Genomic DNA, 25,923 nt, shown 5'->3' with positions numbered 1-25,923 from the left:
ACGGGAGGCGGGCTCTCGCCCGCCTCCCCTGAAATCCTCTTAAGGGCGATGGATGGCGCAGAGCTTGTTGCCGTCCGGATCGCGCACATAGGCGAGATTGATCGCCCCCAGCGAGCTCTGACGCAGGCCGGGCGGGTCCTCGATGGACTTGCCGCCATGGGCGACCGCGACGTCGTGAAATTCCTTGACCTGCTCGAAGGACTGGCACTTGAAGCCGATCGTGCTGCCATTGCCGGCGGTCGCGCCTTGCCCGTCAATCGGCTCGCTGACGCAGAACGCGTTTCCATCGTGGATGTAGAACAACCGGATATGGCCGGTCGGGGCTTCATTGCGAACAGGCTCGCCAGCGCCCAGCACACCCAGAACGGCGTCGTAGAAGCGCTTGGACCGCTCGATATCGTTCGAGCCGACCATGACGTGATTGAACATTCAGGCCTCCTTACATAATGGGGGAGATTAGCGATATGGCGAGCGCATTGTCACTCAGGATCAGACCAGGTCCATGCCTTGTCGCAGAGTTTCGCGCGCCGGTCCGGCCGGGAAGGCCTGGAGCCGGTCCTTGCCCGCATCCGACAGCAAATCGCGGCCCAGGCTGAACGCCTGAACCGCGATGAAGTTTTGGCTCAAAATCTGGACGCCGTGCCGGACGTCCAGCCGGGATCGATCACCCCGCTTCGCGGAAATTGTCCACGTCGAGATCGTATTCGCGCACCTTGCGATAGAGCGTAGAGCGGCCCACGCCCAGGCGCCGGGCAACCTCGGCCATGCGGCCCGAATAGGTTTCGATGGCAAAGGCGATCAGGTCGCGTTCGATCATCTCCAGCGGACGCACATGCCCGCCATCGTCGAAGATATTGACGCTCAGCTCGTCCTCGTCCGTCTCGATCTCGGCCGGCGCATCGGGAACCGCAGCCGCCTCGCCCGTGACGGCCGCAGGAGTCTTGTTCAGCGTCGGGGCCATGCCGGAGATTTGCGGGAAATCGGCCGGGGTGAGGTAGTCGCCGTCGCTCAGCACGACCGCCCGGAAGATTGCGTTCTCGAGCTGGCGCACATTGCCCTTCCACTCATAGTTGGAGAGCATGTCCATTGTCTCCGAGCTGGCATCGAGCACCGCCTTGCCCTCCTGCGCGTTGAAGCGCGCGATGAAGTGGCGCACCAGCGCGGGAATGTCCTCGGTGCGCTCGCGCAGGCTCGGCACCTCGATCGGGAAGACATTGAGCCGGTAGAACAGGTCTTCGCGGAACTCGCCCGATTTGACCTGCTCGGCAAGGTCGCGATTGGTGGCCGAGATGATGCGCACATCGACCTTGACCGGGCGCTTGCCGCCGACCGGGTCGACCTCGCCCTCCTGCAGGGCGCGCAGCAGCTTGACCTGCATGTCGAGCGGAAGCTCGCCGATCTCGTCAAGGAAGAGCGTGCCGCCATCGGCCTCCTGGAACTTGCCCAGATGCTTGGCGACGGCACCGGTAAAGGCGCCTTTCTCGTGCCCGAAGAGGACCGATTCCACCAGATTCTCGGGGATGGCCCCGCAATTGACGGCCACGAAGGGGCGTCCGGCGCGGTCCGACGCAGCCATGATCGAGCGCGCGACCAGCTCCTTGCCGACCCCGCTCTGTCCGGTGACGAGAATGGGAATGTTGGACTTCGCGGCGCGCTCGCCCAGCCGCACGACCTGGCGCATGGCCGGAGCATCCGCGACCATGTCTTTAAAGCCGAGCTGACCGGAATTGGTCTTCTTCAACCGGGTCACCTCGCCGGTCAGGTCGCGGACCTTGAAGGCGTTACGGATCGACACGGCGATGCGTTCCGGGCTGGCCGGCTTGACGAAGAAATCGCAGGCCCCGCCGCGCATCGCCTTGACCACGGTCTCGATCCCGCCATGGGCGGTCAGCACGATGACGGGCAGGTCCGGCTCGCGGGCCTTGAGCACTTCAAGTGTTTCCATCCCGTCCATGCCCGGCATCACCAGGTCGAGCAGGACCACGTCGATGCCCCCGCGCTTGACCCGGTCGACTGCGGCTTCGCCGCTTTCGGCCATTTCCGGATGATGACCCTGTTTTTCCAGAACCGCCTGAATCAGGCGGCGCTGGGTCGGATCATCGTCGACGACGAGTACTGTTTTAGCCATCTCACCCACGCCTTTTCGGTCGTTATCGGCGTGCCGTCCCCTGGTATCCGGCCCGCGGTCTTCCGCGTGGCCCGGACAGGACGGCCGCCCCATCCATGCGCACCGTTATGAGACACCATGGGTAAAATTGGCGTGTAGACGCGGGTTAGATTTCGTTAGGGTAAACAATCTCTTGCCCCAACGAGTCCAGGCACTTGATTGACCGGGCGGCAAGCTCGGCCTACCCATTTGACGCAATTTTTCTTTCAGGACCCTGAAGTCAGTCATGGCCAAAGACGACCGCCTGCCCCCTCCCCTCATCCCGTTTGACGGCAAGAAACCCCAGGCACCGGACTGGTTCGCGCGCGCCCTGGAGGCGCCGGTCGAGACCGGGCAGGCCTCACGTGCGGACACGGTTCTGGCGTGGAAAGCATGGGGCGAGCGCGGTCAGCCCAGCGTGCTGCTCATCCATGGCGGCACGGCACACAAGGGCTGGTGGGACGCGATCGCCCCCTTCATCGCCAGGGCCGGTTACCGCGTGGTCGCGCCCGACCTCGCAGGGATGGGCGAGTCCGGCTGGCGTGAGACCTATACGATGGGCGAGCACGCGTGTGACATGATCGCCGCCGGCGAGGCTGGGGGCGCGTTCGACGCCGGCAAGCCGATGATGGTCGGCCATTCCTTCGGCGGCTTCGTGACGCTGAAGGCGGCCGGCGATCTGGGCGAGAGGCTGCGCGCCGGCGTGATCCTGGATTCCCCGATCCGGCCGCGCCCGAGCCAGCGCACCGAATCGCCGCCGCGCCGGGGCGGGCGCACCTACAAGGACCTTCCTGCCGCCCTGGCCCGGTTCCGCCTGCTGCCCGAACAGGAGTGCGAGCCGGTCTGGCTGGTCGACCACATTGCGCGGGGATCACTGAAAGAGATCGAGGGCGGCTATACTTGGCTGTTCGACCCCGATCTCTGGGCCAAGCTGGAATATGAGGCGCGCGATCCCGAAGAGTCCGCGAAGGGGGCAAAATGCCCGCTCGCCTTCGTCCGCGGCGCCCAGTCCAGCCTGATGCAGGCGGAAACCTGGGACTTCATGCGCGGGGTCTTTGAAGACTCGCCCTTCATCACGATCGGCGAAGCAAAACACCATCTGATTCTCGACCAGCCGCTGGCTGTGGCCGCCATGATCGAGACGCTTCTGGCCAGCTGGGCGGGCAGCGCATAAATCTTGGCGAGCCCGCGCGGTCGTGATAATCCGCCTCTCGATTTGAAGTTTCCGGTGCGGGTGGAAGACATGTGACCCCGCACTGCGCCCAGACCGACGGAGTGAGCCATGGCTGAAGATTACCACCGCGGTGAGATGAACGTTGCCGAACAGAAGCACACGTTTGACGGCTTCATCAACGTCAGCGTTTACGCGGCCGCCGTGCTCGGGCTGGTCGTCATGTTCCTGTCGATGGTCTTCGGCACCGATCTTGGCTGGCTCACCGCCTTCCTGATCACCGCCGTGGTCGGCGGCGTGATCGGTGTACTGCTCAAGCAGGGTACCGCCTACTGGATGACGGTCGCCATTCTGGGCGTGATCACGATCATCGCAGGCTTCCTGATCGTCGCACTCTTCGGCGCCTGATCCGGTCTTTCGCAATACGGACGAATTAACCCTTTTCGCCTCTGGCGAAATATCCCATGCTGGCCCGAAATCGGTCTTTCGGCCCAGACATGGACGTGTTGATGCGTATTGCCGTTCTCAAAGAAAGCCGCCCGGGTGAAACCCGGGTTGCCGCCACGCCGGACACGGTCAAGACCCTGATCAAATCCGGGGCGAGCATCGCCGTGGAAACCGGTGCCGGCGCACTGGCTCACTTTCCCGACAGCGCCTACGAGGCCGCGGGCGCGACTGTCAGCGCACGCGATGCAATCCTGTCCGATGGCGAAGTCGTGCTCTGCGTGCGGCGCCCGGACGCGGAGACGCTTGAGCGTGTGCCCGCCAAGGCGGTTCTCGCCGGCCTGCTGGAGCCCCATGGCGACAAGGAGTTCGCGGAGACGTGTGCGAAGGCCGGGGTGAACGCGCTCGCGCTTGAGTTCACGCCGCGCATCACCCGCGCCCAGTCCATCGATGCCCTGTCGTCCCAGTCCAACCTCGCCGGGTATCGCGCGGTGATCGAAGCGGCCTATCTGTACGGTCGCGCCTTTCCGATGATGATGACGGCGGCCGGCACGATTGCGGCGGCCAAGGCTTTCGTGATGGGTGCCGGTGTCGCCGGGCTGCAGGCCATTGCCACCGCGCGCCGGCTCGGCGCGATCGTGACGGCAACCGATGTGCGTCCTGCCGCCAAGGAACAGGTCGCCTCGCTCGGCGCGAAATTCGTCGCGGTCGAGGACGAGGAGTTCAAGGCTGCCGAGACCGCGGGCGGCTACGCCAAGGAAATGAGCGACGAATACAAGGCCAGGCAGGCCGAGCTGGTGGCCGCCCATATCGCCAAGCAGGACGTGGTGGTGACCACCGCGCTGATCCCCGGCCGCCCGGCCCCGCGCCTGATCACCCAGGCGATGATCGAGGCGATGAAGCCGGGCTCGGTCATCATCGACATCGCAGCGGCCAATGGCGGCAATACCGAGCTGACAAAGCCCGACGAGATCGTCGAGCACAAAGGCGTGCGAATTGCCGGCTTCACAAACCTGCCGGCGCGCCTCGGAGCGGACGCGTCCCAGCTGCTGGCCAAGAACCTGGTCAATCTCATGCCGTTGCTTCGCACCGAAGAGGGCGCACTCGGCGTGCAGTGGGACGACGACATCATCAAGGGCATGGCGCTGACCCGGGACGGGTCTGTCGTCCATCCCAGCTACGAAAGCTAAAGACATGAAACGCCGCGTTGCCCAGATCGTGCTGGCAAGCCTGGCCGTCATTACGCTGACGGCCTGCGTCGTCATCGCCCGCGACGGCGGCGCCGATTTCGCGCCCCCTTCCGTTTCCAGCGACCCGGGATAGGACCTCATGGAAGCCGTCGATCCGTTTATCTTCCGCCTGGCCATCTTCGTGCTGGCCATCTTCATCGGCTACTACGTGGTCTGGTCGGTTACGCCGGCCCTGCACACGCCGCTGATGAGCGTGACCAACGCGATCTCCTCGGTGATCATTGTCGGCGCGCTTCTGGCTGCCGGTACCGCGGCCATCGACGCGGGCTCGCAATTTGGCCGCTATGCCGGCGCGCTCGCCGTGATGCTGGCCAGCATCAACATCTTCGGAGGCTTCCTTGTCACCCAGCGTATGCTGGCGATGTACAAGAAGAAGGAAAAGCCGGCAGCCAAGAAGCCTGAAGGAGAGGGTCAATGAGCGCCAATCTCGCCGCCCTTCTCTATCTCGTTGCCGGGGTCCTTTTCATCCTGGCCCTGCGTGGCCTGTCGAGCCCTGAAACGGCCCGGCGCGGCAATTATCTCGGCATGGCCGGCATGGCGGTGGCGGTCGGCACGACCCTGCTGGTGATGGAACTGGACGGGTTCGGACTGGCGCTGATCGGCGGTGCGGTTGTCATCGGGGGTGCCATCGGCGCGGTCATCGCGCGCCGCATCCCGATGACGGCCATGCCCCAGCTCGTGGCCGGATTCCACTCCCTGGTCGGTCTTTGCGCCGTCCTGGTGGCCGCCGCCTATCTCTACGAACCTCACGCCTTCCATGCCGGCCCGGTCGTTGAGGGCGTGCGCTATTCGTTCGGCACGGCCTCGCTGATCGAGCTGTCCATTGGCGCGGCCATCGGCGCGATCACCTTCTCCGGCTCTGTCATCGCCTTCATGAAGCTGCAGGGCCTGATGCGCAGCGCGCCTATCGTCTTCAAGGGCCAGCACTGGCTCAATCTCGCCATCGGCGTGGCCATTGCGGTGTTCGTGATCTTCCTGACCGCATCGGGCGGGCAGGCCCTGACCGCCTTCTGGATCATCTGCTTCCTGTCCCTGATCCTCGGCGTCCTGCTGATCGTGCCGATCGGCGGCGCCGACATGCCGGTCGTGGTCTCCATGCTGAACAGCTATTCGGGCTGGGCGGCGGCCGCCCTCGGCTTCACGCTGGAAAACACCGCGCTGCTCATTACCGGCGCACTGGTCGGCTCCTCGGGCGCCATCCTGTCCTACATCATGTGCAAGGGGATGAACCGCTCCTTCGTCTCGGTGATCCTCGGCGGCTTCGGCGCCGATGGCGGAGAAGCGGCTGCGGGCGCGGACATTGACCGCACCGTCAAGCAGGGCAGCTCCGACGATGCCGCCTTCATCATGAAGAATGCCGGCAAGGTCATCATCGTGCCGGGCTATGGCATGGCCGTCGCCCAGGCCCAGCATGCGCTGAAGGAGCTCGGCGAGCTGCTCAAGGCGGAGGGCGTCGACGTCTCCTACGCCATTCACCCGGTGGCAGGCCGCATGCCCGGTCACATGAACGTGCTGCTGGCCGAGGCCAACGTCCCCTATGATGAGGTCTTCGAGCTGGAAGACATCAACAGCGAATTCTCCACGGCCGACGTGGCCTTCGTGATCGGCGCTAACGACGTGACCAACCCGGCAGCCGAAGACGATCCCTCCTCGCCCATTTACGGCATGCCCGTGCTTCAGGTCTGGAAGGCCAAGACCGTGATGTTCGTCAAGCGCTCGTTGGGGTCGGGCTATGCGGGCATCGAAAACCCGCTCTTCTTCCGCGACAACACGCTGATGCTGCTCGGCGACGCGAAGAAGATGACCGAGAGCATCGTCAAGGGAATGGATTAGGGACGGCGGGGACCACGCCCATGTCCTTCTACGACAACCACATCCTGCCGCACCTGATCGCCTTCACGTGCAGCCAGCCTCAGATCATGAAGAAGCGCAGCCAGGTCGTGCCCGCGGCCCGCGGTCGCGTGCTGGAAGTCGGCTTCGGATCGGGCACCAATCTCGACTTCTACGATCCGGCCCGGGTCGATCATCTCTTCGCGCTCGAACCCTCGGCCGGGATGCGGCGCAAGGCGTCTCAGGCCGTGGAACATAGCGCGCTGTCTATCGAGTGGCTGGATCTGCCCGGTGAAGAGATTCCCCTCGACAACAACAGCGTCGATACGGTGGTTCTCACCTATACGGCTTGTACCATCCCCGACGCGGCTGCTGCCCTGGCGCAGATGCGCCGCGTGCTCAAGCCGGGCGGTCAGCTCCTCTTCTCCGAACACGGAGCCGCACCCGATCCCGGCATCGCGACATGGCAACGCCGGATCGAACCGGTCTGGAAACCGATCGCCGGCGGGTGCCACCTCACACGAAAGCCCGATGTGATGCTGGAAGAGGCCGGCTTCCGCCTTGCCTCGATCGAACGCGCCTATCTGCCCAAGAGCCCGAAATTTGCCGCCTTCAACTATTCGGGCTGCGCGGTCCCGGTCTGACCGGACGCCAGACGTTCGTAGACCAGCCGCTCCTCGCGCGGATTGCCCTCCGCATCCCGCATCATCAGTGTCGCGATCTGGCCGCCGTCTTCGGTCAGCTCCAGCGTCAATCCTCGAAACCGGCCATAGCCGTCGCGCGTCTCCTCCAACACGAAGGTCAGATAGGCGTCCTTGTCTTCCCAGCCCACGAAATCGGGCGTGAAATGTTTGACGCGCATGGCCGGTCCGTCCTCGAACACATCCAGCAGCAGAATCTCGGAAAAACGCTGTGTGCCGTCCGGCTCCAGTAACTGGAAGGTGCCGGTCAGACGCCCGGTCGGGCCTCGCATCCAGCATTCGCTGATCGCGCCGCCAAACCCCTCGCCTTCCCAGCAGCCCTCCAGCCAGGCCAGGTCCGCGATGTCGGCCCGAACGCGCGCCTCCTCGGGCTGAGCCTGTGCCGCGAACGCGGCCAGCCAGCATTCGCTGATCGCGCCGCCAAACCCTTCCCCTTCCCAGCAGCCGCCCCGCCAGCTCAGGTCGGCGACCTCGGTCCGGCGCGGAGATTCCCCGGGCTGGGACAGTGCCGCGAACGCGGCCAGCAAGACGGTCTTCATGAGGCATCCTCCCTGAGGGTCAGATAGATATCGGTCCGCAAGTCCTCGGCGGGCACGTCATCGGGTTCGTCGAGATGATGGTGCAGCGGCGGTGCGTCGGCGAGTATCCAGCCTTCCTCCAGCACCCGGCGATAGAGCGCGGTCTCGGTGCCGGGCAGAGCCTCGAAAGGACCGGTATGGCGGGTCCGGACGGCGCGCCCTCCCGCAATGTCGTGCTGTGCATGGCCAGCAAGCTTTTCTCCGCCGAGCTCGATGGCGGCGAGGTGCTCGACCAGCCCCTCCGGATCGAAGGCCGGATCGTTCAACGGCACGCCGTATATGCCGCGCACGTCTTCAAGCCGGCTCTGCTCGGCCACAGTCGCAAACAGCGCCTCGTAGACCGGGTTGAGCGGGCCGATGGGCTGGCGCGTGTGGATAATCGTCAGGGTGAGTGGCGCGAGCCGGGTGATTTCAATCTCTACGGCGGCTCCTTCCGGCCGGTCGGGCCTTGCAAAGCGCCTCTTCAGATCCGCAGCGATTTCGCGCGCCTCGCTCGGGCTTGCCCCGGTCCAGCCGCGAAAGGCGCGGGCGAACGCCTGGGACGTCTCATACCCGACCTCTGCGGCGATCTCGGTAACCGGAACCGACCGCTCCAGCAATTCCAGGGCGCGTACGGCCCGCAATCGGTTGAGTGTCTCCAGCACCGACTCGCCGGTCGCGGCACGATAGAGGCGCTGGAAGTGATACCGCGAGGCGCCGACGAGACGCGCTAGCTCATCGGCTGGCGGCGGATCGGCCAAACGGGTCGACAACAGGCGCACGGCCTCGTCCACACGGGCGCGATATCGCGCTTCGGTCTCGGTTTTCATTTGGGACGACAGCTCCGGCAGACCAACGAAGCCCTGACTATACCCCAGCCGGCAATCCGTGCGTTTCCGATCGTGCGAATTTCGAAACCGCACGGCCCTTCATGCCGGCGCGCATTTCCAGGCCGGTTAGCTCGCGCACGCCGAACAGCGTGGGGCGGCGGGGTCCACACCAAGGCGCCTGTGCTCGATCTCTTCTCCGCACTCGACGCAGTAGCCGTACTCCCCTGCATCCAGGCGAGCGATAGCCGCATCTATGCGGCGCACTTCGCCCGCCCGGCGGGCCTCGGCGGCGCGCGCCATGGCCTGAACCTGCAGGCTGTCCTGACGCGAGAGCCGACCTACCGACTGCTGGTCGAGCCCGACCGGCTTGCGATCCTCGGCTGCCCCTTCGGACAGGGCGATCAGGTCCGCACGCAGCGCCGTGAGGCGTGCGCGGTGTCGTGCGATGTCGGCTGCATCCATCCCCTCATGCTAGCAGTTCGCCGGGACGCGACCAATGGCCGCCGTATCCGAGCGGCAAGGCGCAGTTGCCCCGTGGCCCGGCGTGACTAGGTTGAAACGCTGCAAGCTGATCTCCAGGAAGGACTCCCGGTGTCGATGAAAGCCCATTTTGTCCGATTTGCGAACTACAACACGTGGGCCAATGCGCGCTTGTACGATGCGGCGACGGCGTTGACCGATTTCGAGCGGAAGCGCGACATCAAGGGCTATTTCAAGAGCCTGCACGGCACGCTGAATCACCTTCTGGTGGCCGACCGGATCTGGCTGAACCGCCTGACCGGACAAGGTGTGCCGCCGCAAAGCCTGGATGAGACCTTGTACGAGAAATTCGAGGCGCTGCGCGAGGCACGCGAGCTCGAGGACCGGCAGCTGATCGATTTCGTATCCGGGCTGGACGAGGCCGCGCTGGAGCAGGACCTCGCCTACCGCACCACGCGCGACGAACCCAAGACGCTCCAGCGCAGCGTGGTTCTTGCCCACCTTTTCAATCACCAGACCCATCATCGCGGGCAGGCTACCAACATGCTGCGCCAGCTGGGCGTCGCCGAGCCCCCGGCGCTGGACCTGCTCTATTTCGCGCTACCGAGCGCCTGAGCCCCGATCCGCGACACCGTTTCCTCGAGCCAGGCACGAACGCGCTTCTTGTTCACATTCATATCCCAGTGGCCGACCATGGCACGCGAATAGACGGCCAGCTGGCTTCCCGCGCCGCTTGAGACCGCCTCCACGGTGATGTAGTCGCGAAAACCGAAGATCGCGCTTTTCTGCATCAACTCGGCCTGCAGCCCTTCACGGCGCACGAGCTGGGTCCGCTTGTCATCCAGGCCCGCGCCGATGAAAGCCTCCAGCACCGTTTGCGGATCGGCCTCGAACCAGGAGCTGGTCTCGTCCGGCTCGGCGTCGGCCTCGAAATCCGAAGGCAGGACAAGCCAGGTGCGCGGTTTCGGATCGGGGGTGAAACTCGAGAAATCCAGCGGAAAGGGGCGGTCGGTCATGAAGGCTCCAGATGGGTTGCGGGGCACGTGGCAGGGCGGAATCGCCTGTGGCCCTGAGGGCGCGAACCGCCTAAGACTGACGCAAAAGTGACAAGGGTGGGAGTGGGTATGAGCGAATTTGCGCTCGAAGTTCAATCGGTGAGCAAGACGTTCGGGACCAAGCCGGCCGTCAAGTCGGTGTCGTTCGGCGCCCGGACCGGCGAGATTACAGGTTTTCTCGGACCGAACGGAGCCGGCAAGACGACGACGCTGCGCATGGCGCTGGGCATCATCGCGCCGGATAGCGGCTCGGTGCGCCTGTTCGGCGCCGAACCGACCGCCCGCGCCTTCGACCGGGTCGGCTTCCTGCCCGAAGAACGCGGCGTCTACCGCAAGATGACGGCCCGGCAGATCATCACGCTGTTCGGCCGCCTGAAGGGCATGCCCGCCCGCCAGGCCCGGACGCGCGCGCTGGAACTCCTCGAGCGTTTCTCGCTCGGCGATGCCGCCGACAAGAAGATCAAGGAGTTGTCGAAGGGCATGGCCCAGAAGGTCCAGATTCTCTCGGCCATCGTCCACCAGCCCGATTTCATCATCCTTGACGAGCCCTTCTCCGGCCTGGACCCGGTCAATCAGGGCGTCCTAGAAGCGATGATCCGCGAGCAGGCCGACGCCGGCGCGACCATCCTGTTCTCCACCCATGTCATGCAGCACGCCGAGCGTCTGTGCGACCGGATCGTGCTGATGGCGCGCGGCGAGAAGGTGTTCGATGGCCGCGTCGAGGAGGCCTTGGCCGTGGTGCCGCGCCAGGTCGATCTCGGCGTCGATCCCGGTCAGGAGCTGACCGCGCTCCTGTCTCCGTTCGGCGCTGTGTCGCGCGCAGGCACGGACAGCGAGGGCATGGCCATCTGGCGCGTCGTGCTCAATGGCAAGTCCACGCCGCAGGATTTGTTGAAGGCCTGCGTCGATGCGGGCATCGCCCTCAGCCGGTTCGAACCGCTGCGCCCGCACCTGCACGACGCCTTTGTCCAGCTGGTCTCCGACCCGGCCGACACCCTCGCCGAAAGGGCCTGAACCATGCGAGCCATCTATCTCATCGCCCGGCGCGAATACCTGTCCTATGTGGCCACCTGGGGCTTCTGGCTGTCCTTGCTGTCGGTTCCGGTTTTCCTGGTGGTCGGCGCGGCGATCCCCGTCCTCGTGGAATCCTCCCAGCCGACCCGTTACTACGTCGTGATCGACGAGACGGGCGAGGGCTACGACGCCCTGGTTCAGGCGGGCGTCGAGCGCGAACGCCGCGAACGCGCCCGTGCCGCGCTGGAAGCCATGGCCATGACCCGGCCGGAGGCGGCGCGAACGCAGGCGCTGGAGCGCTTCGACGAGGCCGCGACCCCCGAGGCCGGGCTGGATGCGGGATTTGAGGCGCTCGGCATGGAGGCGGCTCCAGCCGCCGGGCTCGCGGCCGGATCGGGCAACCGGATGCGCGTCGAACCTCCGGCGGCAACGCCCGAGGCGCTGCGTCCCTGGCTCACCGGCGAGCGCACCGTGTCGACGCCGGAGGGTGAACGGCCGCTCTTCGGGGCGCTTGTGATCCGGCGCGGCTCGGAGACCCCGCTCTCCCTGACCTGGTATTCGACCAATCTGACCGACAATGCCATTGCCCAGGATGCCCGCCGGGTGCTCGAAGACGAGCTTCAGGAAGAGCTTCTGCGATCGGAAGGGCTGAGCGAGGCGCGCATCGCCGCGCTCGACCAGCTCCAGCCCGAAATGCGCAGCGTCGATCCCAGCGTGGAGGCCGAAGGCGAACGTGAAGTGACGGGCGCCGACCGGGTGCCCTTCGTCCTGTCCATCGCACTGGCCTTCATCCTGTGGGCCTCGGTCTTCTCGGTCGCCAACATGCTGCTGACCAGCCTGATCGAGGAGAAGGGCGGCAAGATCATCGAGGTGCTGCTCTCCACCGCGCGCTTTCATGAAATCCTGATCGGCAAGCTGGCCGGCGTCGCGTGCGTCAGCTTCACCCTGTTCGCGGTCTGGGGCGTGGTCGGCTCGGTCGTGGCGACGGCGGGCGGCACTGCGCTCGCCTCGTTCGATCCGGAAATGGCCGAGCTCTTGAGCGGCATCGTGAAGCCCGGCCTGTTCGCCGCGGCCCTGTGCTACTTCATCGTGGGGTATCTGATGTTCGGCGCGATCTTCCTGGCGCTCGGCTCGCTGTGCGAGACATTGCAGGACGCGCAAAGCCTGATGAGCCCGATCATCCTGGTCCTGATGGCGCCATTGATCATCCTGTCCTTTGCCATGCAATCGATGGATTCGGCCTTTGTCGCGATGGCCAGCTGGGTGCCCTTGTGGACTCCCTTCCTGATGATGGCGCGCCTGCCGACCGAGCCTCCGTTGTGGGAGATCGCGGGCACGACCCTGCTCATGCTGGCCACCATGGTCGGCGTTCTGTGGGGGGCCACGGCCGTCTTCCGGCAAGGCGCGCTGAGCCAGGCCAATGTGGATTCCGTCAAGCGCTGGTTCCGGCTGGGCAAGACGGGGTGACGCGGCGTGACGGCCGCGGCGCTCGCATTCCGCCGCGCCTAATCCCCGCCCGCACCTGAGGCCCCACACTGCACGCCGGCTCTTTCTCAATTGCATCCTTCCCGGCCGACCTCGGGCAGAATGAGAGTCGTGGTAGTAGTAGGAGTCGCGTCCCCGGCGTTTTCGACTCTCACGGCACTCGACCAGCTGCAGGCTGCTCCTGCGGCAAGGCATATCAATGAAAATCCCGGCTTTTGGGCAGGGCCGGGCCAGCCGGCGCCAGCGCGCCATGCCGGCGCGGCTTCATGCGGGCGTCCGCGCTTGACCGGCTCACCTCGTCGGCCCGCGCGAGGGTGCCCTCGAACGGGTCGTCGGTCAGACGTGACAGCCAGCCGGTCTGGTCGATCAACTGCTCGGCGATCAGATGAATCACCTCGCCCTCGCGCTGCACCCGGCCAGTCACGCCGATCATCTTCGCTCCGATCACCACACGCCGGAAGCGGTGAAAGACCGAAGGCCAGACCACCAGATTGGCCACACCCGTCTCGTCTTCCAGCGTGATGAAGATCACACCGCTCGCCGTGCCGGGCCGCTGGCGGATCAGCACCAGCCCCGACAGGCCCAGCCGCGCCCCGTTGCGCACCCGCTTCAGATCAGCGCACGTCCGGTAGCCGCGCGCGTGCAGGTCCTCGCGCAGGAAGCTGACGGGATGGGCCTTCAGCGACAGGCTGAGCACGGCATAGTCGGCCGCCACATGCTCGGCCGCGCTCATCTGCGGCAGGCAGAATCCGTGCGCGTCCTGAACCGCGAAGGCAGGCGAATGCCCCTCGCCTGTTTCGGCAAAGAGCGGCAGGTCCGGGCCGGAGACCGCCAGGGCCTGCCAGCCGCCGGCCCGGCGGTCCAGCGACAGCGAGCGCAGTGCATCCCCGCGCGCCAGCCGGTCGGCCTCGCCCCGGGACAGCCGGGCGCGGCGCACCATGTCGTCCATGCTGCAGAACGCCCCGCCCTGTTCGCGCGCGGCCACCAGGCGGGCGGCGGTCACTTCGGACAGGCCCTTGATCTGGCGCAGGCCCAGACGCACCGCCCTTGCGCCGCCCCCTTCCGGGGTAAGGCGGGTCCGCTCGCCCGGCTCCGGCGCTTCCAGCGTGCAGTCCCAGCCGGAATGATTGATGTCGGGCGGCCGCACGATCACGCCATGCTCGCGCGCATCGCGCACCAGCTGGGCGGGCGCGTAGAAGCCCAGCGGCTGGGCGTTCAGCATCGCGGTCAGGAAAAGGTCGGGATAATGGAATTTCAGCCAGCAGCTGACATAGACGATCAAGGCGAAACTCGCCGCATGGCTTTCGGGAAAGCCATATTCGCCAAAGCCTTCGAGCTGTTTGAAGCAGCGTTCGGCAAAATCGCGCTCATAGCCGTTGGCCACCATGCCCCGGATCAGGCGGTCGCCCATTTCCGCAATCGTGCCGGACCGGCGGAAAGCGGCCATCGAGCGGCGCAGCCGGTCGGCCTCGGCCGGGCTGAAGCCGGCGGCCACGATGGCGATCTTCATCGCCTGCTCCTGAAACAGCGGCACGCCCATCGTCTTTTCCAGGACCTGGCGCAGCGCTTCGGACGGGTAATCCACCTTCTCCTTGCCGTCGCGCCGGCGCAGATAGGGATGGACCATGTCGCCCTGGATCGGGCCGGGCCTCACGATGGCGACCTCGATGACGAGATCGTAAAAGGTGCGCGGCCGCAAGCGGGGCAGCATGGTCATCTGCGCCCGGCTTTCGATCTGGAACACGCCGATCGTGTCGGCCTTGCAGATCATGTCATAGACGCGCGTGTCCTCGCCGGGCACGTCGGCCAGCGCCAGCTTGCGCCCGTACTCGCCCTCCAGCATGGCCAGCGCGCGTGAGACGCAGGACAGCATGCCCAGCCCCAGCACATCGACCTTCATCAGGCCCAGCGCCTCGATATCCTCCTTGTCCCACTCGATGGCCGTGCGTTCGGGCATCGCCGCCTTGCGCACCGGCACGATCTCGTCGAGGCGGCCCAGCGTCATCACGAATCCGCCGGGATGCTGGGAAAGATGGCGCGGGAAGCTGAGAAGCTCGCGCGCATGGTGCAGCGTGCGCGCCAGCGCCGGGCTCGACGGATCGAGGCCCAGCTCGTCGCGGATGACATTATCGCACAGGCCGTCCTTCCACCCCCAGATCGCCTTGGACAGTGCGGCCAGAACGTCGCCGGTCAGGCCGAACACCTTGCCCACCTCGCGGATTGCCCCGCGCGGGCGATAGCAGGACACCACCGCCGTCATTCCCGCCCGGCGGCGGCCATATTTCTCGTACACGTACTGGATCACTTCTTCGCGGCGCTGATGTTCGAAATCGACGTCGATATCGGGCGGTTCGTTGCGTTCGGCCGAAACGAACCGCTCGAACAGCAGATCGATCGTGGCCGGGTCCACCTCGGTCACGCCCAGCGCGAAGCAGACCGAGGAATTGGCCGCCGATCCGCGCCCCTGGCACAAAATCCCCTTCGAGTGGGCAAAGCGTACCAGGTCGTGGACGGTCAGGAAGTAGGAGGGATAGTTGAGCTCCTCGATCAGCCCGAGCTCGTAGGAAATCGCCGTCCTCACCTTGTCCGGCACCCCGGCCGGGTAGCGCCGGTGTGCCCCCTCCCAAGTTAGGCGCGTCAGGGTCTGCATCGGGGTTTCGCCCTCCCCGATCACTTCTTCGGGATATTCGTAGACCAGCTCGTCGAGGGAGAAATCGACCCGGGCCGCCAGCGCCGCGCTGCGCGCCACGGCTGCTTCGTACCCTGCAAACAGGCGCGCCATTTCCTGCGGACTTTTAAGATGGCGCTCGGCATGGGCGGCCAGCTTGCGTCCGGCCGTATCGATGCGCTCATGCTCGCGGATACAGGTCAGGATATCGGCCATCTCTCGCCGCTCGGCGCCGTGAAACAGGACATCGCCCAGCGCCACGGGAACCAGGCCCCAGTCTGCGGCCTCTTGCGTCTGACGCGCCAGGCGCGCGCCGTCCTGCCCGTCGAAATGACGCACCAGCCCGTATTCGACCGGGCTTTCGCACCGGTTCAGGAACGCGCTCACCTCACGCTGCCAGTCCGGCTCGGGCGCGGCAGGCGGAATCAGGATCAGGACCTGGTCCGGCCCGGCGGCTGCCACGTCCGCCAGGGTCACCCGCCCCTCTCTCTCCTGGTCTGCGGCGCGGAAATTGGCATCGGTCAGTAGCCGCGCCAGCGCACCATAGGCGTCCTTGTTGCGCGGCAGGCAGATCAGCTCTACCCCCTCCACGGTCACCAGGCGCGCGCCGATCAGAAGCTTGATGCCGGCTTCCCGGGCAGCCAGATGCGCACGCACCACGCCGGCCAGCGTGTTGCGGTCGGTAATGGCGAGGGCCGACAGCCCCAGCGCTTTGGCCGCCTCGACCATCTCGTGAGGGTGGCTGGCTCCGCGCAGAAAGGTGAAATTCGTCGCCGCAGCGAGTTCGGCATACTCCATCATGCCTACCCCGCACCGTGAACGAACCAGGCCGGCTGGCCCGCTTCCCGCCCGTACAACCCGTCGCGATAGAGCCAGAAACGCCGGCCGTCCTCGGTTTCGACATGGAAATAATCGCGCGTGCGCCCGGGCCCGCTTCCCGGCGCAGCGCGCCACCATTCCGGTGAAATGCGTTCGGGCCCTTCGGCGCGCGCGATCCGGTGACGGATGCGGCGCCAGGTGAACTGGCGCGGCGGGCCGTCGGGGATTTCCGCAACGGCCTCGGCCGGTTCGGGTCGGTCGAAGATCAGAAGCGGACGGATTTCGCGCCGCCGCGGCCAGGCCGGCGCCTGGCCGTCCATGGCCACGAACCGGCCGGCGCGTTCGGGCAGATGGCTGTCGCCGGCCTCGGCCCGCATCACTGCCTCCCGGCCCAGGCGCGCCATCAGCTGATCGGCCAAGCGCATCATGTCTGCCTCGGCCTCGCCCGCCCCATGAAAATCGCCCTGGCCGCCGGTCAGCGGCGAGGCGAGGCTGGCGGCGGCCTCGAACAGGTCGATACCAAAGCCGATATCGATCTCGGCCCGGTCCAGGCGCTCGTTGAGCAGACGCACCAGATGGGCCGCGTCGCGGCTTGGCCTTGCCGTGCCCACGATCAGGTCGCGCGCCTGACCGTCGACACGGTAGAGCGTCATGCGCAAACGGGTCAGGCCCAGCTCTTCGCGCTCCAGCTCGGCACACAGGCGCTCGATCGCGCGTGCCGCCCCGTCCTTGACCGCGTCCAGCGTCTGCTGCCCGTCGCCATAGCGGACCCGCGCGCGCAGGTCCGCGCGCGGCTGGAGCGGGTCGAGCACCTCGCGCTCCACCCCCATCGCCTGGTCGAGCCGGCGCACCGGATCGGTGCCGAAGCGGCGGGCAAGATCGGCGCGCGGAATGGCGAACAGATCGCGGACCCGCTTCAGGCCGAAACGGCGCAGCGTAGCGGCCATGTCACCCAGTCTCAGCGCCTCCACAGGCAGCGCGTCCAGCACGCCGCGCGGGCCGTCCGCCCCGGCCCAGCCGCGTGCATCGCCGGGGGCGGCAAACCGCGCCAGCGCCCAAGCCAGCCCCAGCGTCGGGGCTACCGCCCCATGCGCCTCCAGGCCCAGGGCGCGCACCTCGCCCACCAGCCGGTCCATCAAGGCCGCCTCTCCGCCAAACACCCGCGCGCAGCCGGTAATGTCCAGCAAGACACCGTCCAGCCCCGGCTCGCCCGGATCGGCCGCCGTCCAGGGCGAGAACCGCCCGCACCAGCGCGCCAGGCGCATCAGCGCGGCCCGGTCGCCCTCCGGGTCGGCCGGATGGGCCTTGAGGGCCGGCACCAGCGTGCGCGCATCGGCAACACCCATGCCGCGCGTCAGACCCGCCGCCTCGCCATGGGCGGTCAGGGCATGCAGCCGCTCCCCGCCCGCGCCGGACAGGGTCAAGACGCACGGACGCGCCAGGCTATCCGGTAAGACGGCGCGGGACAGGCGCAGCCGGTCGGTCGGCCACCGGGGCAGGCTGAGCGCGGCAAAACGGGTCATGAGTCCACTCAAGTTCGAACTGGTCGGGGGCGCCGCCGCGCTGTCGCTCCAGCACGGCGCGCAGGCGCAGGCTGCCCGGGCCAGGCAACCCGCCCGCGCCGCGATAGGCGGCCGCGCGGCTGGCTTGCGGGGCGACGCGCCAGCGGGTCAAAGCGGCACTCGGCCCGCTCGCGTCATGGGGGCGCACCAGCATCAGGCTGGTCGCGCGGGCCTTGGCCGCCTGGTGCAGGCGCTTGGTCGCCGTCAGATCGCACCGGTCTCCGCCCGCCTCGCCCAGCACCAGGAGTCCGGCTTTCAGCCCGTTCTCCATCGCCCACAGCGCATCGCTCATGGCGCGCGGACGCACGCGGACCAGCCGCCGGGGATCGAGCCCGCGGGCCATCAGCCCGTCCGGGCACGGTCCGCCGAAATCGAGCCGGCTGCCTGCCTGATGTACCCACAGAACGGGCCGGTCACTGTCCAGTCCGGCAAGCCACAGCGCCGCGAAGGCAAAGGCCAGCGGCCCGTCCAGATAGGTGTCGGGGCGCACTTCATGCAGGCCGGCCTGCTGACGGAAGGACGCCAGCGGGTCCTGCCCCTCCTCATCGGCCCACACTTCGCTAACCGGTCCGGCGCGGGCCGGAAGCTCCAGCCGGGTCGGTGTGCGAAACCGGGTCTCGCTGGCCTCCAGCGCGCCTATCTCCTGACGCAAAGTCTTCAGTTTTGAGGCTTTATCCGTCATGGAATGACGGTCGGCACGAGGGCGCATGAGACTGTCTTCCCGGACTGCGGCCGATAGATGTTTTATCTTTGTTCTCACGCCTTCGGGAGTCAAGCGACCCGGTGAGTCGGCGGCGGACCGGGACTCAGTCGGCCAGCAAGCGTCTCGGGCCGCTTCCCTGCCGGGCCGCACGGTCGCCGGGGTTGTAAAGCTGGCAGGCCTTCAGCGACAGGCAGCCGCATCCGATACACCCGTCCAGCCGCTCGCGGGTGCGCGTCAGCTGGGCGATCTTGTCATCGATCCGGGTCCGGATCCCTGCGGAAATCTGCGTCCAGTCGGCCCGGTTGGGCGTGCGTCCTTCGGGCAGGCGGGCCAGCACCGCCTGAATCTCGCCAATCGTCAGGCCAAGCTGCTGGGCGATCACGATGAAGGACAGCCGGCGCACGTCCGAGCGCAGGAAGCGGCGCTGCCCCCCGGCATTGCGGTGCGGGAAGACCAGCCCCTTCTCCTCGTAGAACCGGATCGCCGAAACCGACAGGCCGGTTCGCCGGGCCATGTCGCCAATCGTCAAAAGATCGCTTGCCCGCTTGGTCCCGCCCGAGGCGTCAGACCCTTTCTCAGGCGTGGCTCGGCCGGTCATGAGCGATCCCCTTTTGAAAACACCGAAAATAAGAGCTTGACCTCAAGTTAACTTGAGAAACTAGCGTGAGCAACACACCGCACGACGCGCCCTGCAACACGGACCAAAGGACGACCGCTCATGAACGCGCTTGCTCACCCCGCCTATGACAGCCTGCTGGATCGGCTCCACACCTGCGCCCCCAATCTGGACAACGGCAATTTCAATCACCTGCCGATGGTGATCGAAGCACTTCACGCCCTGGGGCTCGGATACAGGGCCCCGGCCTGGATCGCGGAAGAGGAAAGCCGGTTTCTGCCGGTGATGGGGCCCGTTGAACCGATCCGGGCCGACAATCTGGCCGCGGCGCTCGGACAGCGCACGCGCTTCGCCGACTGGGTCATCTATTTTGCAGACGAGATCGAGGCACAGGGCTGGATACCGGTCCTGGACAGATGGGCCCGCCGGCTTGCTCCCGGCTACATCACCGCTGCGGTCCATGGCCCGGTCCGCACCGGTCACGCCGTGCGCGCGCTGCGCCGGGCCGACACCCTGTCGCGCCGGACCGAGTTGGCCCACGCGCTCGCGGCCTGGGCGGCCATGTACCGCACCTTGCCGGGACGCCAGCCCGCATCCGGGCTGCGGGCCGGTTCAAGACCATTGCGCGATGTGCTCGAAACCCTGCCCCTGGTGGAGGCGCGCCATCGTCCGCAGAGCGGATCGATCAGCGCAGGGCTGTTGCAGATTGCCGGGCTCGACGGGTTCGCAGCCCACATCGCCGGCGCAGACCTCTCCGGCGATCCGGCACTACGGGCCGAGGCGCTGATCGAGGTCTTTCTGGACCTGTTCGTCGAGACTATCAGCACACCCTATTCCATGGTCGTCTTCACCCACGCCGTGACCGGGGCAAGCGCCGCGCGCGAGATGATGGCGGTCACCGGCGAGCGCACCGGACGCGCGCTTCTGGCCGGGGCGTTCGGCGCGGGCTGCGCTCTGAAAGCCGCCTTCCTGCCCAAGACCCTGCCAGAGGCGCTGCCGGCGCGCACCGCCATGCCCGACGACAGTGCCCAGCATCTTTCCCGCCGCGCCGAGGCGACGCGCGACGACCATGCCGTCAAGCTCACCGAGGCAGCGTTGGGCGCCTATCTGCGTACCGGCAACCGCACCGCGATCGAGGCGAGCGTGCGCGCGATAGAGGCGGTTTCGGCCTGACCGGGCGAAGGTGCAGCGCATCGCCCAAGACGGCGGACATCGCGCGCCGGGCACGCTAAGACGAGCGCATGATCGCGCCCGCCCTCATCGTGTCCAGCCTGGTGCTCCTGCCGGCCCTCGCCGTCCTGGCCTGGATCGATGCGCGCACCTACCGCCTGCCGGATATCCTGACCCTGCCTCTGATCGCGGCCGGACTGGCGGCGGCGCTCTGGCTGGACCGCAATATCTGGCTGCACCTGTCCGGGGCGGCGCTGGGCTATCTGGTCTTTGTCGGGATCGAGCTGGCCTACCGCCAGCTTCGCGACCGTGACGGGCTAGGCCGGGGCGATGCGAAACTGCTGGCGGCGGGCGGGGCCTGGTGCTCGGTCGCGGCCCTGCCGCTCATCGTCCTGCTGGCAAGCGTCACCGCGCTCTGCTGCGTCTTCGCGCTGCGCCTCGCCGGCCAGGAGGTCTCGGCTCGCACGCTGATGGCGTTCGGCCCGTTTCTCGCCTTCGCCATTGCTCTGGTCTGGATCGTGCAGATCGCCTCGCCGGGCTTCCCGCTCTACCTCTAGGCCCCGGGCCCCGGCGTTGTCTGGTGCCGGTCGAGCCCGGCCGATTCCGCATTCGGGCAGATATCGGGCCGCCGGGCGTCCAGCGCGCGCTGCGCGGTCTCCGGCGCCAGCGCGCGGAACGCATCGTACTGGCTGAGAAAGACCTCACCCGTCAGATCGTCGAGGAAATGGCTTCGCTTCAGCCGGTCCATGACGGGGCCCTTCACCTCGGACAGGTGCAGCGTGACACCGCCATCCTTCAGGCGCCGGTTCAGCGATTCCAGGCTTTCCAGCGCACTGAAGTCGATCTCGTTCACCGCCGGGCACATCAGGATCAGATGGCGAAGCCCCGGCTGCGCGGCGAGGATCGCCAGCACCCGGTCTTCCAGATAGCGCGCATTGGCAAAGTACAGGCTTTCGTCGACCCGCAGCGTCGCAACGTCCGGGGCGGTGATCACGTCATGGCGGTCCACATTGCGGAAATGCTGCGTGCCCGGCACCTGACCGACCAGCGCCGAATGCGGCTTGCTGGTCCGGTAGAGGAAGAGGCCAAGCGAAATCAGCACCCCGGCCGCCACCCCGGCCTCCACGCCCAACAGCAGCGTCAGCGCGATGGTCGCGCTCATCGCCGCGAAATCGCCCAGTGAATAGGCGTAGGCCCGCCGGAGCGCGCCAAGATCGATCAGCGAGACTACGGCAACGATGATGGTCGCCGCCAGCACCGCATTGGGAAGGCTCGCCAGAAGCGGAGTGAAGACAAGCGCGGCGATGGCGATGCCGACCGCGGTGAACGCTCCGGCAGCCGGCGTCTGCGCCCCGGCGTCGAAATTGACTACCGAGCGCGCAAATCCGCCCGTGACGGGGTAGCCGCCGGAAAACGCCGCCGCGATATTGGCCGCGCCGAGGCCCACCAGCTCCTGATCGGGATCGATGCGCTGGCGCTTCTTGGCCGCCAGCGTCTGGGCGACCGAGACCGACTCGACAAAACCGATGATGGAGATCAGCGCCGCCGAGGACAGGAGCGCCCCGACGAGCTCGCCATTCAGGCTCGGTACGGTGAAGGGCGGCAGCCCGGCGGGAACTTCACCGACCAGCGCCACGCCGAGTGCGCCGAGATTGAAGACCTCGACCGCCACGATCGACACCGCGACAGCCAGGATGGGCCCGGCCCGGCTGACCATCGCAGCCACACCCGGCTTCATCCCGACGGCGCGCAGGAGGGGCGCCAGCCCTTTGCGGCTCCAGAACAGGAAGCCCAGCGCCGACACGCCGATGACCAGTGTGTAGGGCTCTACATTGCCTGCGTTCTCCACGAAGCCCCGCCCGATCTCGATCAGCGTATGACCCCCGCCCTCGATGCCGATCACATGGCGCACCTGTCCCGCCGCAATCAGCAGGCCGGTGGCCGTGATGAAACCGGAAATGACCGGATGGGACAGGAAATTGGCCAGGAAACCCAGCCGGAACAGGCCCAGCGTCAGCAACATGACTCCCGAAAGGAAGGCCAGCGTCAGCGCTGCCGTGACATAGCCCAGACTGCCGGCCTCCGCGATCCGGCCGACCGAGGCGGCCGTCAGCAATGAGACGACGGCAACCGGGCCAACCGCAAGCGCGCGGCTCGTGCCGAACACGGCGTACAGCACCAGAGGCGCGATCGAGGCATAGAGCCCGGCCTGGGGCGGCAGGCCCGCCAGCATCGCATAGGCCAGCGATTGCGGGATCAGCATGATCGTCACAATCAATGCGGCCAGTGCATCATTGGAGAATGCCCGGGCGTCGTAGCTGCGGCCCCAGTCCAGGATCGGGAGGTAGCGGGCAAGTTTCATCGGCAGGACGGACCTTTCTCGGAAGTCTTCCGCGGCGGCATCACGATCGCGGCGGCAGCGCATCCTGCGCTTCGTAACCGGAGGGAGTGTGAGCAAGACGCTCGGGCGTCACCAGCCATTCGCGGCCTTTCAGCATCGCCCCGAAATAAATGGCCGGCAGCATCTTTTCCTTCAGGAACCAGGCCAGCCGGCTCGGTTTCGTGCCGTCCACCAGCCAGGAGGGGAAGGTCGGCAGCAGCTTGCCGCCATAGCCGAACTCGGCCAGCACGATCTTGCCGCGCTCCACGGTCAGCGGACACGAGCCATAGCCGTTATAGATCCGGCGCGGCGTGCGGCCGTCCAGCACGGAAATCACATTCTCCGCAACGACCGGGGCCTGCGCCCGTACCGCCGCGGCGGTCTTGGCATTGGGCGCCGAACAGGCATCGCCCAGCGCAAAGACATTGCCGTAGCGCACGTGCTGCAGGGTTTCCGCGGAGACCTCGATCCAGCCTGCCTCATTGGCGAGCGGAGAGGCCTTGACGAAATCTGGTGCGGTCTGGGGCGGGCAGACATGGATCATGTCGAATCTGCGCTCGACCAGCTCGCCTTCGCGCTCGCCGGACATGATCTTGAACGTTGCAGTCCGTTTCGGCCCGTCGATCGCAACGAGATTGGAGTTGAGCTCCAGGTCGATCGCGTAATCCTTCACGTAGTCCATCAGGGCCGGCACGTACGCGCCGACGCCGAACAGGGTACCGCCCGCGTTGCGGAACTCGACCTGAATTTTGTCCAGCGCCCCGGCCCGCTTCCAGGCATCGCAGGCCAGGTACATTGCTTTTTGCGGCGCGCCGGCGCATTTGATCGGCATGGGCGGCTGGGTGAACAGCGCTGTGCCCGATCTCAGATTGCGCACCAGCTCCCAGGTATACGGCGCCAGATCGAACCGGTAGTTCGACGTCACCCCGTTCTTGCCGAGTGTGGCGCGCAGGCCGTCGACCTGATCCCAGTCCAGCTTCAGCCCCGGCGCGGCAACCAGCACCGAATAGGCAAGCCGGGTGCCGTCTTCCAGCACCACGGCCTGGCGGTCCGGCTCGAAACTGGCCGCTGCGGCGCGGATCCATTTGACCCCCTTGGGGATGAGCCCGGCCATCGCGCGCACCGTCTCCCGGCGCCGGAAAACTCCGCCGCCGACCAGCGTCCAGCCGGGCTGGTAATAGTGCTCGTCGCGCGGCTCAATCAGGGCGATGCGGGTTTGCGGCCGGCGCTTCAGGATGCTCGCGGCGCTGGCAATGCCGCCCGCGCCCCCGCCAATCACGACGACGTCGTAACGCGCTCCCGGTTCTACAGGCCGTGGGCGGTCCTCCTGTGCATGCGCCGGCTGGCGCAGGCGCGCCGCCAGGCGGGACCGCTGGCTGGAGATGTCGTACCCGGCTTCGGCAGCGGTCCGGATCAGCGCATCGGCATCGATGTGGCGAGCCTCGCTCAGAGCCCAGAGCGTCACCGAACGCGTCCCGGTCCGGCAATAGGCCAGGACCGGACCGTTGAGATCGGACAGCGCGGCGGTCATGGCCTCGACATCCGCCTCGCCGATCTGCCCCCCGATGACGGGAATATAGCGGTAGTCGAGCCCCTGCGCGCGGGCTGCCGCCTCGATCTCGGCCGAGGAGGGCTGGCCGTCCTCCTCCGCGTCCGGCCTGTTATTGATGATGGCCTTGTAGCCCTGGCTGGCCGCCATGCCGATTTCGGCCACGGAAAGCTGCGGGCTGGCCGCGAAGAATGGCGAAATCTGTTTCAGGTCCATATTGGTCTCCTCCCCTCCGGCCCGCTTCGCCCTAGAGCGCGTCGAGCGGGATTTTCAGGTAGCGAACCCCGTTATCCTCGGCCGGAGGCGTCTCGCCGGCCCGCATGTTGACCTGCACCGAGGGCAGGATGAGGACGGGCATCTCCAGCGTCGCATCGCGGGCGGTGCGCATCTGGACGAATTCGTCCTCGCTGACCCCTTCATGGACGTGGATATTGCCGGTCTTCTCTTCGCCGACAGTGGTCTGCCAGGCATAGCTGTCGCGTCCCGGTGCCTTGTAGTCGTGGCACATGAACAGCCGGGTCTCGTCGGGCAGGGCAAAAATCTTCTGGATCGAGCGGTAGAGCGTGCGCGCATCCCCGCCCGGAAAATCGCACCGCGCCGTGCCGTAGTCCGGCATGAACAGCGTATCGCCGACAAACCCGGCATCGCCGATGACATAGGTCATGCAGGCCGGCGTGTGGCCGGGCGTGTGAATCGCGCGCGCCTCGATATTGCCGACCTTGAAGGTCTCGCCGTCCTCGAACAGCACGTCGAACTGGGAGCCATCGCGCTTGAACTCGGTCCCGGCGTTGAACACCTTGCCGAACACGTCCTGGACCACCTTGATATTCGAGCCGATGGCGAGTTTGCCACCGACCTTCTCCTTGAGATACGGCGCCGCCGACAGGTGGTCGGCGTGGACATGGGTTTCCAGAATCCAGTCGGCCGTCAGGCCCTGGTCCTTGAGATAGGCGATGATCTCGTCGGCGCTGTGCTTGGAGGTACGCCCGGATTTGGGATCGTAGTTGAGAACCGAGTCGACGATCGCCGCCTTGCTGGTTTCCGGATCGGAAACGACATAGGAGAACGTGTTCGTCGGCTCGTCGAAGAACATCTTGATGTCGGGCTTGCGGGTCATCGCTTTGCTCCCTGGGTTTGCGCCGCTCGGGGCGCGTGTGTTGCCGGTTTCGGGCCGAAGGCGTCGCACATGGCGTGCATGAGGGCCTCCAGGCGCGCATCCTTCAGCTTGTAGAAGACCTGCTTGGACTGACGGCGTGCCGTGACCAGGCCCTGCTCGCGCAGCCGCGCAAGATCGCGCGACAGGTTGGGCTGGGCCGCCCCGGTGGCCGCCTCGATCTCGGATACCGAGCGTTCGCCATCCATCAGCTCGCAGGCGATCAGCAGGCGATTGGGATGTGACAGCGTCTTCAGGAGCGACGCCACCTCTGCGGCGCGCTCGCGAACCTCGCTGAAATCAAGACCGTCTTTCATGCGTGCGTCCTCGTCAGTCCTCA

General features: G+C 66.6%; 27 protein-coding genes. 12 read left to right on the top strand and 15 right to left on the bottom strand.

The features are described from left to right. Nucleotides 1-39: 39 nt before the first annotated feature. The 3 genes from PGP17_RS04080 to PGP17_RS04070 are packed head-to-tail and all read right to left on the bottom strand — an operon-like array spanning nt 40 to nt 2,128. On the bottom strand, nt 40-429 hold the full coding sequence (locus PGP17_RS04080; protein WP_270374340.1) for a VOC family protein: 390 nt from the start codon (nt 427-429) through the stop codon (nt 40-42). A gap of 60 nt (nt 430-489) precedes the next feature. Beyond that, complete coding sequence (locus PGP17_RS04075; protein ID WP_270374339.1) at nt 490-627, bottom strand: hypothetical protein; 138 nt, start codon at nt 625-627, stop codon at nt 490-492. Nucleotides 628-664: 37 nt separating this feature from the next. After that, the gene (locus PGP17_RS04070) at nt 665-2,128 is read right to left on the bottom strand and encodes a sigma-54-dependent transcriptional regulator (protein WP_270374338.1); all 1,464 of its coding nucleotides are present in this window, start codon (nt 2,126-2,128) and stop codon (nt 665-667) included. A gap of 265 nt (nt 2,129-2,393) precedes the next feature. Between PGP17_RS04070 and PGP17_RS04065 the strand changes: the two genes are divergently transcribed. The 7 genes from PGP17_RS04065 to PGP17_RS04035 all read left to right on the top strand — a co-directional run bounded on the left by PGP17_RS04065 (nt 2,394) and on the right by PGP17_RS04035 (nt 7,485). Continuing rightward, nucleotides 2,394-3,320 carry an alpha/beta fold hydrolase gene (locus PGP17_RS04065; RefSeq protein ID WP_270374337.1) on the top strand — a complete coding sequence of 309 codons (927 nt, stop codon included), beginning with the start codon at nt 2,394-2,396 and terminating at the stop codon, nt 3,318-3,320. A 108-nt stretch (nt 3,321-3,428) separates the two neighbouring features. After that, nucleotides 3,429-3,725: an aa3-type cytochrome c oxidase subunit IV gene (locus tag PGP17_RS04060; protein ID WP_270374336.1), complete on the top strand. Its 297-nt coding sequence runs from the start codon at nt 3,429-3,431 to the stop codon at nt 3,723-3,725. Nucleotides 3,726-3,826: 101 nt separating this feature from the next. Further along, nucleotides 3,827-4,951 carry a Re/Si-specific NAD(P)(+) transhydrogenase subunit alpha gene (locus PGP17_RS04055; protein ID WP_442915133.1) on the top strand — a complete coding sequence of 375 codons (1,125 nt, stop codon included), beginning with the start codon at nt 3,827-3,829 and terminating at the stop codon, nt 4,949-4,951. Between the two features lie 4 nt (nt 4,952-4,955). Then, a complete protein-coding gene (locus PGP17_RS04050; RefSeq protein WP_267902636.1) occupies nt 4,956-5,084 on the top strand; it encodes a hypothetical protein in 129 nt (42 codons plus the stop codon). A gap of 6 nt (nt 5,085-5,090) precedes the next feature. Further along, a complete protein-coding gene (locus PGP17_RS04045) occupies nt 5,091-5,429 on the top strand; it encodes a proton-translocating transhydrogenase family protein (RefSeq protein ID WP_135945333.1) in 339 nt (112 codons plus the stop codon). Then, on the top strand, nt 5,426-6,844 hold the full coding sequence (locus tag PGP17_RS04040; RefSeq protein WP_270374334.1) for an NAD(P)(+) transhydrogenase (Re/Si-specific) subunit beta: 1,419 nt from the start codon (nt 5,426-5,428) through the stop codon (nt 6,842-6,844). Before PGP17_RS04045 ends, PGP17_RS04040 begins: the two co-directional genes overlap by 4 nt. Nucleotides 6,845-6,864: 20 nt before the next feature. Further along, nucleotides 6,865-7,485: a class I SAM-dependent methyltransferase gene (locus PGP17_RS04035; RefSeq protein ID WP_270374333.1), complete on the top strand. Its 621-nt coding sequence runs from the start codon at nt 6,865-6,867 to the stop codon at nt 7,483-7,485. On the opposite strand, the gene PGP17_RS04030 is transcribed toward PGP17_RS04035, so the two are convergent. The 3 genes from PGP17_RS04030 to PGP17_RS04020 all read right to left on the bottom strand — a co-directional run bounded on the left by PGP17_RS04030 (nt 7,458) and on the right by PGP17_RS04020 (nt 9,391). Next, on the bottom strand, nt 7,458-8,081 hold the full coding sequence (locus tag PGP17_RS04030; protein ID WP_270374332.1) for a DUF6265 family protein: 624 nt from the start codon (nt 8,079-8,081) through the stop codon (nt 7,458-7,460). The two genes, PGP17_RS04035 and PGP17_RS04030, sit on opposite strands and share 28 nt — an antisense overlap. Next, complete coding sequence (locus PGP17_RS04025) at nt 8,078-8,929, bottom strand: AraC family transcriptional regulator (protein ID WP_270374331.1); 852 nt, start codon at nt 8,927-8,929, stop codon at nt 8,078-8,080. The genes PGP17_RS04030 and PGP17_RS04025 overlap by 4 nt, the downstream gene beginning before the upstream one ends. Before the next feature lie 126 nt (nt 8,930-9,055). Continuing rightward, the gene (locus PGP17_RS04020; protein WP_270374330.1) at nt 9,056-9,391 is read right to left on the bottom strand and encodes a TraR/DksA family transcriptional regulator; all 336 of its coding nucleotides are present in this window, start codon (nt 9,389-9,391) and stop codon (nt 9,056-9,058) included. 135 nt (nt 9,392-9,526) lie between these two features. On the opposite strand from PGP17_RS04020, the gene PGP17_RS04015 reads away from it, so the two are divergent. Then, on the top strand, nt 9,527-10,024 hold the full coding sequence (locus PGP17_RS04015) for a DinB family protein (protein ID WP_270374329.1): 498 nt from the start codon (nt 9,527-9,529) through the stop codon (nt 10,022-10,024). Here the strand turns inward: PGP17_RS04015 and PGP17_RS04010 are convergent. After that, a complete protein-coding gene (locus PGP17_RS04010) occupies nt 10,000-10,425 on the bottom strand; it encodes a DUF1499 domain-containing protein (protein ID WP_270374328.1) in 426 nt (141 codons plus the stop codon). The two genes, PGP17_RS04015 and PGP17_RS04010, sit on opposite strands and share 25 nt — an antisense overlap. A gap of 108 nt (nt 10,426-10,533) precedes the next feature. Here PGP17_RS04010 and PGP17_RS04005 point away from each other — a divergent pair, with 108 nt between their 5' ends. After that, the gene (locus tag PGP17_RS04005) at nt 10,534-11,478 is read left to right on the top strand and encodes an ABC transporter ATP-binding protein (RefSeq protein WP_270374327.1); all 945 of its coding nucleotides are present in this window, start codon (nt 10,534-10,536) and stop codon (nt 11,476-11,478) included. Nucleotides 11,479-11,481: 3 nt separating this feature from the next. After that, nucleotides 11,482-12,945 (top strand): ABC transporter permease, encoded by a 1,464-nt coding sequence (locus tag PGP17_RS04000; protein WP_270374326.1) that lies wholly within the window; start codon nt 11,482-11,484, stop codon nt 12,943-12,945. Nucleotides 12,946-13,159: 214 nt separating this feature from the next. Here the strand turns inward: PGP17_RS04000 and PGP17_RS03995 are convergent, their stop codons facing one another. The 4 genes from PGP17_RS03995 to soxR all read right to left on the bottom strand — a co-directional run bounded on the left by PGP17_RS03995 (nt 13,160) and on the right by soxR (nt 19,313). Further along, the gene (locus tag PGP17_RS03995) at nt 13,160-16,432 is read right to left on the bottom strand and encodes an error-prone DNA polymerase (RefSeq protein ID WP_270374325.1); all 3,273 of its coding nucleotides are present in this window, start codon (nt 16,430-16,432) and stop codon (nt 13,160-13,162) included. A gap of 2 nt (nt 16,433-16,434) precedes the next feature. After that, a complete protein-coding gene (locus PGP17_RS03990; protein WP_135945344.1) occupies nt 16,435-17,973 on the bottom strand; it encodes a Y-family DNA polymerase in 1,539 nt (512 codons plus the stop codon). Further along, on the bottom strand, nt 17,894-18,694 hold the full coding sequence (locus tag PGP17_RS03985) for an ImuA family protein (protein ID WP_135945345.1): 801 nt from the start codon (nt 18,692-18,694) through the stop codon (nt 17,894-17,896). Before PGP17_RS03985 ends, PGP17_RS03990 begins: the two co-directional genes overlap by 80 nt. Before the next feature lie 124 nt (nt 18,695-18,818). Continuing rightward, nucleotides 18,819-19,313 (bottom strand): redox-sensitive transcriptional activator SoxR, encoded by a 495-nt coding sequence (gene soxR / locus PGP17_RS03980; protein ID WP_135945346.1) that lies wholly within the window; start codon nt 19,311-19,313, stop codon nt 18,819-18,821. Nucleotides 19,314-19,433: 120 nt separating this feature from the next. On the opposite strand from soxR, the gene PGP17_RS03975 reads away from it, so the two are divergent. After that, nucleotides 19,434-20,504: a questin oxidase family protein gene (locus PGP17_RS03975; protein WP_270374324.1), complete on the top strand. Its 1,071-nt coding sequence runs from the start codon at nt 19,434-19,436 to the stop codon at nt 20,502-20,504. A gap of 68 nt (nt 20,505-20,572) precedes the next feature. Next, nucleotides 20,573-21,058, top strand: coding sequence for a prepilin peptidase (locus tag PGP17_RS03970; RefSeq protein WP_135945348.1), 486 nt, complete (start codon nt 20,573-20,575; stop codon nt 21,056-21,058). Here the strand turns inward: PGP17_RS03970 and PGP17_RS03965 are convergent. The 4 genes from PGP17_RS03965 to PGP17_RS03950 are packed head-to-tail and all read right to left on the bottom strand — an operon-like array spanning nt 21,055 to nt 25,900. Further along, a complete protein-coding gene (locus tag PGP17_RS03965) occupies nt 21,055-22,863 on the bottom strand; it encodes a SulP family inorganic anion transporter (RefSeq protein WP_270374323.1) in 1,809 nt (602 codons plus the stop codon). The two genes, PGP17_RS03970 and PGP17_RS03965, sit on opposite strands and share 4 nt — an antisense overlap. A 40-nt stretch (nt 22,864-22,903) precedes the next feature. Next, complete coding sequence (locus PGP17_RS03960) at nt 22,904-24,646, bottom strand: bifunctional protein tyrosine phosphatase family protein/NAD(P)/FAD-dependent oxidoreductase (protein WP_135945350.1); 1,743 nt, start codon at nt 24,644-24,646, stop codon at nt 22,904-22,906. 31 nt (nt 24,647-24,677) lie between these two features. Beyond that, nucleotides 24,678-25,547, bottom strand: coding sequence for an MBL fold metallo-hydrolase (locus PGP17_RS03955; protein ID WP_135945351.1), 870 nt, complete (start codon nt 25,545-25,547; stop codon nt 24,678-24,680). Next, the gene (locus tag PGP17_RS03950) at nt 25,544-25,900 is read right to left on the bottom strand and encodes an ArsR/SmtB family transcription factor (protein WP_135945352.1); all 357 of its coding nucleotides are present in this window, start codon (nt 25,898-25,900) and stop codon (nt 25,544-25,546) included. The genes PGP17_RS03955 and PGP17_RS03950 overlap by 4 nt, the downstream gene beginning before the upstream one ends. Between the last annotated feature and the right edge of the window lie 23 nt (nt 25,901-25,923).

The organism is Marinicauda sp. Alg238-R41 (assembly GCF_947331485.1).
GTDB classification, from domain to species: Bacteria; Pseudomonadota; Alphaproteobacteria; order Caulobacterales; family Maricaulaceae; genus Marinicauda; species Marinicauda pacifica.
Note: the sequence above shows the minus strand (reverse complement) of the source record. Positions and strands in the feature narration are given on the sequence as shown.

Bases quoted from the DNA above. Each gene is read 5' to 3' on its own strand.
- PGP17_RS04080 (WP_270374340.1), bottom strand. From the start codon at position 429: ATGTTCAATCACGTCATGGTCGGCTCGAACGATATCGAGCGGTCCAAG.
- PGP17_RS04070 (WP_270374338.1), bottom strand. From the start codon at position 2,128: ATGGCTAAAACAGTACTCGTCGTCGACGATGATCCGACCCAGCGCCGC.
- PGP17_RS04065 (WP_270374337.1), top strand. From the start codon at position 2,394: ATGGCCAAAGACGACCGCCTGCCCCCTCCCCTCATCCCGTTTGACGGC.
- PGP17_RS04060 (WP_270374336.1), top strand. From the start codon at position 3,429: ATGGCTGAAGATTACCACCGCGGTGAGATGAACGTTGCCGAACAGAAG.
- PGP17_RS04055 (WP_442915133.1), top strand. From the start codon at position 3,827: ATGCGTATTGCCGTTCTCAAAGAAAGCCGCCCGGGTGAAACCCGGGTT.
- PGP17_RS04050 (WP_267902636.1), top strand. From the start codon at position 4,956: ATGAAACGCCGCGTTGCCCAGATCGTGCTGGCAAGCCTGGCCGTCATT.
- PGP17_RS04045 (WP_135945333.1), top strand. From the start codon at position 5,091: ATGGAAGCCGTCGATCCGTTTATCTTCCGCCTGGCCATCTTCGTGCTG.
- PGP17_RS04040 (WP_270374334.1), top strand. From the start codon at position 5,426: ATGAGCGCCAATCTCGCCGCCCTTCTCTATCTCGTTGCCGGGGTCCTT.
- PGP17_RS04035 (WP_270374333.1), top strand. From the start codon at position 6,865: ATGTCCTTCTACGACAACCACATCCTGCCGCACCTGATCGCCTTCACG.
- PGP17_RS04030 (WP_270374332.1), bottom strand. From the start codon at position 8,081: ATGAAGACCGTCTTGCTGGCCGCGTTCGCGGCACTGTCCCAGCCCGGG.
- PGP17_RS04025 (WP_270374331.1), bottom strand. From the start codon at position 8,929: ATGAAAACCGAGACCGAAGCGCGATATCGCGCCCGTGTGGACGAGGCC.
- PGP17_RS04020 (WP_270374330.1), bottom strand. From the start codon at position 9,391: ATGGATGCAGCCGACATCGCACGACACCGCGCACGCCTCACGGCGCTG.
- PGP17_RS04015 (WP_270374329.1), top strand. From the start codon at position 9,527: ATGAAAGCCCATTTTGTCCGATTTGCGAACTACAACACGTGGGCCAAT.
- PGP17_RS04010 (WP_270374328.1), bottom strand. From the start codon at position 10,425: ATGACCGACCGCCCCTTTCCGCTGGATTTCTCGAGTTTCACCCCCGAT.
- PGP17_RS04005 (WP_270374327.1), top strand. From the start codon at position 10,534: ATGAGCGAATTTGCGCTCGAAGTTCAATCGGTGAGCAAGACGTTCGGG.
- PGP17_RS04000 (WP_270374326.1), top strand. From the start codon at position 11,482: ATGCGAGCCATCTATCTCATCGCCCGGCGCGAATACCTGTCCTATGTG.
- PGP17_RS03995 (WP_270374325.1), bottom strand. From the start codon at position 16,432: ATGATGGAGTATGCCGAACTCGCTGCGGCGACGAATTTCACCTTTCTG.
- PGP17_RS03990 (WP_135945344.1), bottom strand. From the start codon at position 17,973: ATGACCCGTTTTGCCGCGCTCAGCCTGCCCCGGTGGCCGACCGACCGG.
- PGP17_RS03985 (WP_135945345.1), bottom strand. From the start codon at position 18,694: ATGACGGATAAAGCCTCAAAACTGAAGACTTTGCGTCAGGAGATAGGC.
- soxR (WP_135945346.1), bottom strand. From the start codon at position 19,313: ATGACCGGCCGAGCCACGCCTGAGAAAGGGTCTGACGCCTCGGGCGGG.
- PGP17_RS03975 (WP_270374324.1), top strand. From the start codon at position 19,434: ATGAACGCGCTTGCTCACCCCGCCTATGACAGCCTGCTGGATCGGCTC.
- PGP17_RS03970 (WP_135945348.1), top strand. From the start codon at position 20,573: ATGATCGCGCCCGCCCTCATCGTGTCCAGCCTGGTGCTCCTGCCGGCC.
- PGP17_RS03965 (WP_270374323.1), bottom strand. From the start codon at position 22,863: ATGAAACTTGCCCGCTACCTCCCGATCCTGGACTGGGGCCGCAGCTAC.
- PGP17_RS03960 (WP_135945350.1), bottom strand. From the start codon at position 24,646: ATGGACCTGAAACAGATTTCGCCATTCTTCGCGGCCAGCCCGCAGCTT.
- PGP17_RS03955 (WP_135945351.1), bottom strand. From the start codon at position 25,547: ATGACCCGCAAGCCCGACATCAAGATGTTCTTCGACGAGCCGACGAAC.
- PGP17_RS03950 (WP_135945352.1), bottom strand. From the start codon at position 25,900: ATGAAAGACGGTCTTGATTTCAGCGAGGTTCGCGAGCGCGCCGCAGAG.